The sequence below is a fragment of the Marinobacter sp. B-21 genome, from assembly GCF_056857895.1.
This window is the reverse complement of record NZ_JBSXNZ010000053.1, coordinates 69,345-80,996: the sequence shown is the minus strand read 5'-3', so window position 1 is coordinate 80,996 and position 11,652 is coordinate 69,345. Positions and strand designations below refer to the sequence as shown.

Sequence of the window (11,652 nt, the reverse complement as noted above, 5' to 3'; positions counted from 1 at the left end):
AGGTCTTTAACCGCCTGTCTCTGGTAAGCTTGTTGGATACGATGACTCGGCTTCAGAGCCAGCCATGAACCGCCGTATACGGAACCGTACGTACGGTGGTGTGAGAGGACGGGGGAGGTAACTCCCCCTCCTACTCGATCCCGGAATTTGTGTTTATGTTGTGCCAGTCAGGGCAACCAGATTTCAAAAACGCCACCACCAAGGCTGCCGCCATTGTGCAATTTGATGGCTCCGGTTCTTTTCCCGTCGCTGTGAAGCTCGGCAACGGAAGACGCAAAGAACAGCCCGAGGCTGGTGCTGCCACTTTTGAAATCCAGGGATTTGAAGCTCAGGGTGCCAGTGTGCTGCATGCTGTCCGGGTACCCCTTTCCGTCGTCTTCAACACCTATCACGAGATAGCCGTCCCTTTCGCCGGCCGTAAGGCGGATCTTGCTCTTGGTGTAGCGTATGGCGTTATTGATGGTGTTATTGAGCGCGCCGGTCAAAAGATCCTCGTCGAAAAAGCCGTTAATCTCCTCGGCCTCTACCGAGCAATCAATGCCCAGACCCTTGAGTAGCGGGGTGTGCCGGACCAGGTGTTCGGAGAGGAAGTCGGGCACAAAGTGCTCCTCAATATGAGCAGACAGGTTATTTTCCCCCAGCCGGTAGATACCCAGAAGCTGAACCAGGTCGTTATGCATGCGTTCGGCTTCATACTGCAGGGTATTGAATCGTGAAGACTCCCCCAGTGCTCTCTCCTGTTCTGATCGCAGTTCGTCCAGGGAATTCAGGAGCATACCAAGGGAGTTCTTCATATCGTGAACAGCGGAGGCAAGGACCATTGAAAAATCAATATTATGGTTGTTCATTCGGTGAGCCCCTTCAGCTTGCGTTGCAAGGCGATATAACGTCGGTGTTGGCGGTGTTGCCCTGGCAGGTTTGATAACCGGTCCAGGCAGGTCTGGCAACGCCTGAGAAGATCGGTTTTTTCCGGGTTATTGTCGTATTCCTTCATCAGCACCTGCACCAGGTTCAGGTTCAGGGCGGCATGATCAGGAACAATTTCCAGGGCTTTGGTAAACGTGTCCGCGGCTTCCCGCAGGTCCCCGGACTCAAACGCCCTGATGCCGTCGCGGTTAAGCGTGCGGGCCATGATCTTCTGACGGAATCCGACAGGCTCGTCCAGGAGACTTTCGATTTTCTGCAGGGTGTCTGGATCATCGCTGAAACGTTCGGCCATTTCGGCCAGAAGCTGTTTCGCTTCCGTCTCGTGGCTCATCCGGAACAGGGTTTTTGCATAGTCCAGCGCCGTTTGTACGTCCAGTGTTGTGGTGTCCTGAAGCTCAGGCCTGATTCTTTCGAGGATCTTGGCCGCCTGCTGATCCTGCCCCTGGCCAGCATACACCCGGCACTGAATGATCTGACTGCGCACCGCGATGTCTTCTTCCTCCGCGAACCGTTTTTCCATTTTTTTCAGCATAGCCAGTGCTTCTTTGGCCCGCGCGGCGCCTTCTTCTTCCAGATCGCCCTCACTGAGGTCGGACAACGTTTGCCCGAGAGCAAGATAATGGCCAGAGTTGTCGTGAATCGAGTAGGTTCCGAGCTCAACGGTCCGGCGCCACGCATCCGACGCAGTGTCCATGTCCTGATTGGAGCCGGCCAGCTCCGCCAGATGCTTCTGTCTGAGCAGGGCATTAGGGGAGTGTTGTGCGGCCTGTTCGAGTATTTGCTGGGCCTGGGTCGGACGACCCTGTTGCTCCAGACCTTCCGCGAGGAGGTCATAGGCTTCCATATAGTCTGGATGCTTGGCGATAAGCTCCCGAAGTCCATCAACTGCGTCGTCGAAGCTTCGTTTTGCAAGCAGGACTTTGCAGCGGCCAAACCTTGCCCATGAAAGCTCACGTTGGGCCAGCACATCGTCAAAAACCTTGAGCGCGTGAGCGAGATCCCCCAGTTGGAAGTAGAGGTCTCCCAGGGTTTTCATCAACCAGGTTTTGTAGCGGGGTTGCCTGGGGAGTGCCTGGAGGCATAGGGAGATGGCCTCCGGATAGTTCTCCCGGTCGATTTCCCGGTTAATGGGCATAAGCGCGTTACGCTGGCTGATGAGGCTGCCAAGTCTTTTCTCTAGAACTGCCCGGTTGATCGGTTTGGTCAGATAGGCATCCGGCTGATATTCCCGAGCCCCCATTACCATTTCCTTGGATGTCTCGGCGGTGACCATCAGAAACAGGGAGGAGCGCTTCAGGAGCTTTTTATGGCGGAGTTCTTCCAGTATGTGCTGCCCGTTTTTGCCTTCCCCAAGGTTGAAGTCACAGAGCACTACATCAACGTGGTTGTAGGTGCAGTACTGGATAGCCGGATTGGCATGGGCAACCAATTCGATTTTGTCTGCGCCACAGCTGCGTAACATCTGGCGTATGGACAACCGGAAGTTCTCGAAGTCATCAATAATCAGGAATGTCAGCTTGCCGAAAGGATTGAAATCGGTTTTTGAATCGGTCATGAGCGCTTCTGCTTGAGTAACTTGTTAACCAGCGCCCGCAATGCAGCGGGTTTTACAGGCTTGTAGAGAATCTGGTAACCACGGTTAATGGCATCTTCCCGAACTTCGGGTGCCATATACCCGGTGATAAGTATCCCCGGGATGTCCTCGCTAAGCGCGTCACGGATACTGTCCATGGCATCCAGGCCATTCTTGTTATCATCAAGCTGGTAATCGGCAAGTATAATATCGGGTCTCTGGCCTTCCAGTTTTTCCATGGCATCTTCGAGGCTTTCCGCAGCGGTCACATCACACTTCCAGTTACCAAGCAAAGCCACCATGCCGTGAAGAATGGCAGGGTCGTTGTCGATACACAGGAAGTGCAGGCCGCCGAGGTTCGAAACCCGTCGTGAGGTTGAGGCAGACTTAGTGGCGACGGGCTCGTTCTGTTCCGGCGCGGCGACAGGGACGGTGATTCCGAACACACTGCCACGGCCCTGAACCGAGTGTACGCTGACCGGATGGTTCAGCATGCCACTGATCCGGTCCACGATGGCCAGGCCGAGCCCGAGCCCTTTCTTGTCCCGGCCGTGCTGGAAACGGCGAAACTCCTCGAAAATGTGCGCCAGCTGGTCTTCGGGTATACCCGGACCCGTGTCCCAGACTTCAATGCGGATATACCCCTTTAATCTCCGGCAGCCGAGCAGAATCTTCCCTTCCGGCGTATAGCGTATGGCATTGGACAGGAAATTCTGGACCACACGGCGCAGCAATTTGGCGTCCGAGCGGATCCAGACACTGCTGGGTACAACGTGGAGCTCCAGGTCCTGATCCTTGGCAATCGCCGAAAAGTCGGTCGCAAGATGTCGCATGATCTCATTAACCGGGAAGGCCCCGATGTCCGGTTCCAGTGCACCTGCATCAAGTTTGGAGATATCAAGCAATGTACTGATGATCTCTTCGGCAGCACCGAGGGAACTGTCAATATGATCCACCAGATCTTTCATTTCAGTATCGTCGGCCTTGCCAGCCAGGGCAGAGGTAAACAGACGGGCCGCATTGAGGGGCTGCAACAGATCATGACTGGCCGATGCCAGAAACCGGGTCTTGCTCTGGTTGGCCTGCTCGGCAACGGATTTCGCTTTCAGCATCTGCTCATTGATGACCTGAAGCTCCTGGGTACGCTCCTTCACCCGTTGTTCAAGGTAGATATTGGTTTCCTTGAGGGCCTGCTCGGTCCTTCGCATGGCTGTGATGTCCTGGAAGGTGGTTGCATAGCCACCCCCGGGTATCGGGCTGCCGTCTACCCGCAGGACGGTTCCGTCGGGCCTCTGGCGCTCGTAGGACATCGGCCGGCCTTCCCGCATGCTGGTGCAGCGGTCCTCGACAATTTCATCAATCCTGCGGGCTGACAGGTTGGCGTTGGTCAGGTTATACCGCATCAGATCTTCGACCGGGCGCCCAACCTTGACAAACCCCTTGGGGTAAGTGAACAGCTCGAGATAGCGATGATTCCAGACCACCAGTTGTTGCTGATGGTTAACCACCGAGACGCCCAGACTGATGTTTTCAATGGCTGACTGTAGCAGTTCCCGGCTGAACGTCATGGCCTGGGAGGCCTCATCGACGATGCTGACCACGTCCTCAATCTGCATGTCGCGACCGGTGAGGGTGGATTCCAGCACCACGCGGGCCGTGGAGGCCCCGATAACGGAAGCCAGCTGCCGCTCGATGTACTTCATGAGGTGGGCGGATGCAGGACGGTGTGGGTGCAGCCGGATGGCGTTGCGGCGCTCGTAATTCCGGAAAATCGTCTCGGAACGCTCCTCGCCCATGAAACGGTCGGTGAGGGCCTGCAGGTCAGAGGTCAGAATCTCGCCCTGCCAGCTCTGGTGCTGGGCGGTTTCCGCTTTCGGCTGGGGATCGTGAAAGAACGAGGCAATCTGAATTTTTTCCCGCACCCGTTGTCGGGTAAGCATGGAAAGCAGGATGTAGACCACGGTATTTATGCCAAGGCTCCAGATAATGCCATGGCTGATCTGATCCAGATCAGAGCCAAACAATGCCGTGGGTCGGGTCCAGTTGATACCCCAGATGCCCTGTTCAATCAGCGAGTCCGTTACCCATCCGGTGGTTGCGAGTGCCGGCAGCAGCAGGGTGTAGCACCACATCAGGAAACCCAGGCCGAGGCCCCAGACGGCGCCCATGTAGTTGCCGCGCCGCCAGATGATACCACCAACCAGCGCCGGCCCGAACTGCGCGGCTGCTGCGAAGGAAAGCAGTCCAAAGGCGGTCAGGCTGTAATCCTCGCCCGCCATACGGTAGAAGCCATAGGCAGTCAGCAGGACCACAAAGATCGCGACACGGCGAATGCTGAGCAGAAGATAGCTCAGGTCGTTGCGCCGGTTCATCCCCGGCCGGAAAAATTTCAGGAGCGCCGGCATGATAATTTCGTTGCTTACCATGGTGGCGATGGCGACCGAACTGACGATCACCATGGCCGCTGCGGCGGAGCCACCACCCAGAAACGCCAGTATCGCAAGCCATTCCTCCCCGGCCATGATCGGCAACTGGAGAATCAGTATATCGGGGTTGCCCGCGGCCGCTTCGGGAGACAGCATGCCCGCCGCAGCGATGGGAAGTACAAAGGCGGAGGCCACGATCAGGTAGATGGGCATGGCCCAGCGCGCGATCTCAAAATCCCGGTGATCGGTGTTCTCGACCACCATGACATGGAATTGTCTTGGCAGGCAGATGATAGCCAGCATCGCAACCAGGGTCTGGGTGATAAAGGCGGGAGCCTCGATGCCGTCGGTGGTCAGGGTGCCCATCAGGTCGGCGTCTTTCGCCCGGGAAAACAGGTCGCCGAATCCACCGTACAGGCCGTAGCCGACAAAAAGGCCGACGGCGATAAAGGCCACGAGCTTTATCAGGGACTCGAAGGCGACCGCCTGAATCATCCCCCGGTGGTGCTCCGTCGATTCCAGGTGCCGGGTGCCAAACAGCACAGTGAATACCGCCAGGGCCAGGGTGATGTACCAGGCAGAATCCTTCCAGGCCGCTGAGCTTAGCCCCTCGTAGCCGGTACCTGTCCCGGACAGGACGGCGAAGCCCATGGCAATGGCTTTCAGCTGCAAGGCAATGTAGGGAACGCTGCCTATGAGGGCGAAGGTTGCGATCATCGCGGCCAGGAGCTGTGATTTGCCGTACCTGGAGGCGATGAAATCGGCGATGGAGGTGCTGTTGTTGCGTTTGCTGATGTAGATAATCCGGCGCAGCATGTGAGCGCCGAACACGAAGACCAGCAGCGGGCCCAGGTAAATCGGGAGAAAGCCAAGGCCTTCCTGGGTGGCGCGGCCCACGGCGCCATAGAAGGTCCAGGAAGTAAAGTAAACTGCCAGTGACAGGGCGTAGATATGGGTTCGTGCCAGGCGCCGCCGATACAGCCCCGGATGTTTGTCGCCGGCCCAGGCGATCACGAACAGGATCGAAATGTAAGTGATGGAAATAAGAGCCAGCAACCAGGCGCTAATCATGGATATTCATTCCCGTCAGGGTCGGCAGGTCAGGGCGTCACGCTATTGTCGCATCATTCCGCACAGACGGTGTCATACAGGGCATCTCCGGGTTCAAGAACCTTCAGATTGTCTACCCGGGGGCTTCCGTCCGATCCCAGGGGCACGAGTTCCCGGGACGCACAGTTGATGATGTGAATGCGGTGGGAAACGGCGTCTATCACCTTCTGTTCGAAGCGATAGAGCGTAAACCGGACGATGTCATCGCTGTTTGTGTCACGGCTGATACTCTTGATATCCACAGTCGAAAAAGCGGTAACATACGGAAAAACAAAGGTCCAGGGCCGCCAGAGGATGCCGTCAGTTTCAGTATTCACAACCACGGCTTCTTCCGGCAGGCGGGATTGTTTCTGGTCGAACCAGGTGTATTCCATGTAGATGAGATAGCCGAGCATGCCGGCGCCGGCAAAAACGGGGATGATCCACTTCGGGGCTTTGTTTCGGGTAGCGGCCCTGATACCCAGAGCGATACCTGCGGCACCCAGGCCGCAGACTACTGTGGCAACAAATGTCCAGAACATAAAATAACTTCCTCAAAAAAGAACGGGCTCCCTCATTGAGGAAGCCCGTTCAGTATCAACCTGTCAGTTCAGGGAACGAATCAGGTTGAGATGTTGCTCAGTGGTCTTGAGCCTGACCGGCACCACGTGGGTAACGGACGCTTTCAACCAGCTCCTGAATCTCAACGGGCGGCTCTTCAGTTGCGTTGGATACAATGAAGGCTACCGCAAAGTTGACAATTGCGCCAACCGCGCCGATGGACAGCGGGGAGATGCCCAGCACCCAGTTCTCCGGGGTATCTGCCAGGTTGTTGGTACCCGGAATGAACAGCCAGCCCTTATAGACGAAGATGTACGCCAGGGTGAAGCCCAGGCCGGTCAGCATGCCGGAGATGGCACCGGTGTTGTTAACACGCTTGGAGAAGATACCCATCATCAGCGCCGGGAACAGGGACGCGGCGGCAATACCGAAGGCAAGTGCCACCACCTGTGCCGCGAAGCCCGGGGGATTGGCGCCAAGCCAGGTCGCCACCGCGATCGCGACAGCCATGGAGATCCGTGCTGCCAGCAGTTCGCCTTTCTCCGAGATGTTCGGGTTGATAGACCCCTTGATCAGGTCATGACTCACCGCGGAGGAAATCGCCAGCAACAGGCCCGCTGCTGTGGACAGTGCTGCCGCGAGGCCGCCCGCCGCAATGAGACCGACCACCCAGCCTGGCAGGTTGGCGATTTCCGGGTTGGCCAGAACCAGGATATCCCGGTTAACGACCAGCTCGTTGCCTTTCCAGCCACGGGCGTCAGCCTCGGATTGGAAAGCTTCGCTGTCGTTATACAACTGGATACGGCCATCTTCGTTCTTGTCGGTGAACTGAATCAGACCGGTAATTTCCCACTCCCTGATCCAGTTCGGACGCTCATCGTACTGGATTGGCTCAGCTGCGGTGCCGTCCGGGTAGATGGTGGTCATCAGGTTCAGGCGCGCCATGGAAGCAACAGCCGGCGCAGTCAGGTACAGCAGGGCGATGAAAACCAGGGCCCAGCCGGCTGACCAGCGCGCGTCGGCAACTTTCGGCACGGTGAAGAAGCGGATGATGACGTGCGGCAGGCCAGCAGTACCGATCATCAGTGACAGGGTAAACAGGACCATGTTCAGTTTGTTGTCCACGTCCGCGGTGTACTCGTTGAAGCCGAGGTCGGTGATGACCTGATTCAGCTTGGAGAGTAGCGGCATGCCGGAGTCCACGTGGGTGGAGAACAGGCCGAGACCGGGAATAGGGTTACCGGTCAGTTGCACGGAGATGAACACGGCAGGGATGGTGTAGGCGACGATCAGCACGCAGTACTGGGCAACCTGGGTGTAGGTGATACCCTTCATGCCTCCCATAACGGCGTAGATGAAGACCACGACCGCAGCAATGATCAGACCCAGGGTGGCGTCAACTTCGAGGAAGCGTGAGAAGGCAACACCGGCACCGGCCATCTGGCCGATTACGTAGGTCACGGACGCGACGATCAGACAGATAACCGCCACCAGGCGCGCATTCTTGCTGTAAAAACGATCACCGATGAACTCGGGTACGGTGAACTTACCGAACTTCCGCAGGTACGGGGCCAGCAGCATCGCAAGCAGAACGTAACCGCCGGTCCAGCCCATCAGGAAGGTGGAGTTGGCGTAACCACCGGCGGCAATCAGGCCCGCCATGGAAATGAAGGATGCCGCTGACATCCAGTCGGCACCGATCGCCATACCGTTGGTGATCGGATGAACGCCGCCGCCGGCAACGTAGAAGTCCTTGGTGCTACCGGCTTTCGCCCAGACAGCGATCAGGATATAGATGAGGAACGAGGCCCCTACGAAAATGATGTTGATGGCAAATTGGCTCATTCGTTCTTACTCCTCGTGCACGCCGAATTGTTCGTCGATCTTATTCATGCGCCAAGCGTAGAAGAAGATCAGAGCGATAAACGTAAGGATGGAGCCTTGCTGGGCGAACCAGAAGCCCAGATCGGTGCCACCAATCGGAATGCCCGCGAGCATCGGACGAAGCAGAATTGCAAAGCCATAAGATACCAGGGCCCAGACAATCAGGCTCCCGAATATCAGGCGCAGATTCGCCTTCCAGTACTTCTCAGCGTCGTAGCTATGACCAACTGACATAGGATCACTCCTGTTTTGTTGTTGTGGAGGTTGGGTGGGTTTTTGGCGAGGCACTTGGGTTAGAGAATTTATTATTCATATAAGTACTTCTCCGACTAGTTGTCCCTACTGACTTTACTGGTCAAGCGATTTATAGATATTGGCAAAAGGTCTAATTCTCAGTCATTTGCCGAATAATTGATCGAATTCTGCGCACTCGTTCGTAGCTGGAATTAAAAACGATGCATGTTTTGCAGTCGCCGGTGATAAAGAAGCTTGTCGTGGAGTCCCTTAAGGGTTTTTACCCCCTCCTTCCGGGCCTTGTTCAGGGCCACCAGGGTCAGCTCTGCGGTCGCCAGGGCATCGGACGCGGCGTGGTGCCGTTCAGTAACCTCCAGGCCAAAATAGTCCGCCCAGTGATCAAGGCCCTTGCCGCCCGTCTTTGTATTCGGAAAAAAGGCCGGCATCAGGTCTGCAACGTCCATCCAGGTGTGGCTCAGGGTGTAGCCAATCTGGGCCCGTAGGGTTCTCTCCAGGAATTTCTGGTCGAATGCCGAGTGATAGGCCAGTACGGGATCGCCGTTCATCCATTCCAGCAGGTAAAGCAGTGCATCTTCGGTTTCCTGGCCCTGGGTAAGGGCTTCGGGGCCAATTCCGTGGATGAGTACGGTTTCCCGTATATCCAGTTCCGGTCGCCTCAGAATCAGATCAAACTGGTCACTGAGGTGGATAATGCCGCCCCGGATGGCAACAGCGCCGATTGCGATGACCTCATCTTTCGCAGCATTCAGCCCCGTGGTTTCCAGATCGAGTACAATCAGGCGGCAATCGGATAGCAGCTGCTCCCCCGGTGATTTGGGATGGGGCAGATTGTCCGGGTCGTGGCTGCCAATCTTCCCGCCCCGGCGCTGCTCTATCCATTGTTTTATCTGTTCCAGCATGACGTGTTGCCTGACGGTCAGAGTTGGTAGGTCACTTCGAGTTTCTGTTGCAACCGCTGAGCCTGTCTGAAAGACTCCCGGAGGATGCGCCGATCCAATGGGTTCAGATCGTCCGGATCAATGTAGTTGGTCAGTTCTTCGCCCTTTTCGAGCATTTCCTGGTGGGCTCGCATCCGGATGGCCTGGATCAGGCTATAGCTTTCCTTCCAGGCATTGGCGTCCTTCGGATCAAAGACCCCTTTTTTTGCCAGCTCATCCATGCGCTCCAGGGTGTTTGCCGTTTCGACCCCGTTGGCTAATGCAAAGACCCTGATCGCTTCCACGAAGGGCGCAAGGCCCTGGCGTTTGAGGTCAAGCGCACGCTTTTTGCCTTCTGAGACATAGCGGAAATTCCGGAACATGGTCAGCGGCGGCTTCCGTTGAAAGGCATTGCCCGCCAGCATCTTCTGGAACAGGGCGTTTTTCCGGATACGGGACAGCACTTTGTCCAGCAGATCATGCAACGGCTCGGTGGCGCCAAACACCGCTCTCATATCGAGAAAGATTGAGGAGTACACCAGGTTCTGGGGTGTCGAGGCATCAATAAACCGGATAAACCAGTCGTCCCATTCCCTGTCACTGAGGCAAAGCTTCGGGTTGCTGGCCATGATGTTGCCTTTGCACAGGGTAAAGCCGCACTCCGCCAGCTCCTGGGTGACGGTCTGGGCAAATGGCAGCAGTTTCTCCCGAACCTGTTCTTCGGTCATGCCTTCCGGGGTCCGGAACAGGATGCCGTTGTCCTGATCGGTCAGCAGTGTCTGCTCCTGGCGCCCTTCGCTGCCGAAGGTCAGCCAGGTAAAGGGAATGCCCGGGTCGTTTTTCTTGATGTTCAGTTCCAGTACCCGTCGAACGGTTACGTCGTTCAGGGTTGTGATGATCTTGACCACCTGCCCGGAATCGGCGCCGTGGGCCAGCATGGCATCGACCAGACGGGACACGTCTGATCGCAGGCTGACCAGGGTGCGCAAGTGGGTGGCGGTACTGATGGTGCGGGCAAGGTTGACCAGATCCACCCGTTGAAGGGCGAAAAGGTCCCGCTCCGACACTACGCCAATAAGTTTGTTTTCATCATCGACCACGCACAAGTGGGCAAAATGGTGTTCCGCCATCAGCATGGCAGCCTCAAAGGCATCCGCATGGGAGGGCAGGCAGCAGGGCTCTTTCGTCATGACCTGCCGAATTGGCGTATTCAGGGGGCCCTTTTCCTCGGCGATCATGGTACGAAGATCCCGCAGCGTAAAAATGCCGGTTGGGTGGCGGTTGTCGTCGGTAACGATAATGCTGCCGACGTTGTTTTCGTGCATGCGTGCCACTGCTTTTCGTACCGGAAGGTCCGGGGAGCAGACAATCGGATTGCGCAGGGCAAAGCGCTCAAGAGGCGTGTCCAGGGACGTGCTGGAGCCCATGGAGGCCATAGCGCCGGACTGGATGCGCCGGTTTACCTGATCAAGCAGGCTGCTGACACCGCGAAGGCAGAAATCCCGGAAAGGCTCACTCTCTGAAAACAGGGTAATGAAGGCATTCTGTCCGATGCTGAGGCAGAAGGTGTCTCCAGACGCGCGGTGCAGGGTTCTGGTTGGCCGTTCGCCAATGATGGCCGCCAGTGGAAAGCATTCGCCCTGGCTGATTTCAAAGGTGGTTTCCGTCCGGTCTTCCTTTTCATTATGTCGCTCGCCACGAATCCGCCCCTGCTTGACCACGTAGAATCTTTTTACGACGCCCTGATCCGGAGACAGAACGGCGTCGCCGTCTGCATAGAACTGCAGAGATGCGTGCTCGGCAAAATGTGCGAGGTGCGTATCATCCATGCTGGAGAAAGGCGCATGTTCCCGAAGAAAGGTCATAATCGCGCGGATGTTCTGGGGGGGGGTGGTTTCTGTGTTTGCTGCGGCCATGTCCGTATCCACTCGATTGTTATTATTTTCCGTAAGAAGTGTAGTTCAGTGAGTAAGGTCACCGCCCTACGATTTTCGTCGCAAACTGACTGACGCAAGTCAGT

Annotated in this window: 8 protein-coding genes; all 8 read right to left on the bottom strand. The window is 56.6% G+C overall.

What is annotated here, in order from left to right; all coding sequences use genetic code 11:
- Positions 1–167: 167 nt before the first annotated feature.
- Positions 168–848 carry a sensor histidine kinase gene (locus AC13C0_RS04745; protein ID WP_117620136.1) on the bottom strand — a complete coding sequence of 227 codons (681 nt, stop codon included), beginning with the start codon at positions 846–848 and terminating at the stop codon, positions 168–170.
- A complete protein-coding gene (locus AC13C0_RS04740) occupies positions 845–2,482 on the bottom strand; it encodes a response regulator (RefSeq protein WP_341581641.1) in 1,638 nt (545 codons plus the stop codon). The genes AC13C0_RS04745 and AC13C0_RS04740 overlap by 4 nt, the downstream gene beginning before the upstream one ends.
- Positions 2,479–5,997 (bottom strand): hybrid sensor histidine kinase/response regulator, encoded by a 3,519-nt coding sequence (locus AC13C0_RS04735; protein WP_117620138.1) that lies wholly within the window; start codon positions 5,995–5,997, stop codon positions 2,479–2,481. The genes AC13C0_RS04740 and AC13C0_RS04735 overlap by 4 nt, the downstream gene beginning before the upstream one ends.
- A gap of 53 nt (positions 5,998–6,050) precedes the next feature.
- Entirely contained in the window at positions 6,051–6,557 is a 507-nt protein-coding gene (locus tag AC13C0_RS04730) for a hypothetical protein (protein ID WP_117620139.1), read from the bottom strand.
- 97 nt (positions 6,558–6,654) lie between these two features.
- Positions 6,655–8,421, bottom strand: coding sequence for a sodium:solute symporter family protein (locus tag AC13C0_RS04725; RefSeq protein ID WP_341581642.1), 1,767 nt, complete (start codon positions 8,419–8,421; stop codon positions 6,655–6,657).
- Positions 8,422–8,427: 6 nt separating this feature from the next.
- Positions 8,428–8,694 carry a DUF4212 domain-containing protein gene (locus tag AC13C0_RS04720; RefSeq protein ID WP_117620141.1) on the bottom strand — a complete coding sequence of 89 codons (267 nt, stop codon included), beginning with the start codon at positions 8,692–8,694 and terminating at the stop codon, positions 8,428–8,430.
- A gap of 212 nt (positions 8,695–8,906) precedes the next feature.
- Positions 8,907–9,614 (bottom strand): 3'-5' exonuclease, encoded by a 708-nt coding sequence (locus AC13C0_RS04715; RefSeq protein ID WP_117620142.1) that lies wholly within the window; start codon positions 9,612–9,614, stop codon positions 8,907–8,909.
- Between the two features lie 17 nt (positions 9,615–9,631).
- Positions 9,632–11,548, bottom strand: coding sequence for a putative nucleotidyltransferase substrate binding domain-containing protein (locus AC13C0_RS04710; RefSeq protein ID WP_117620143.1), 1,917 nt, complete (start codon positions 11,546–11,548; stop codon positions 9,632–9,634).
- Positions 11,549–11,652 lie beyond the last annotated feature (104 nt).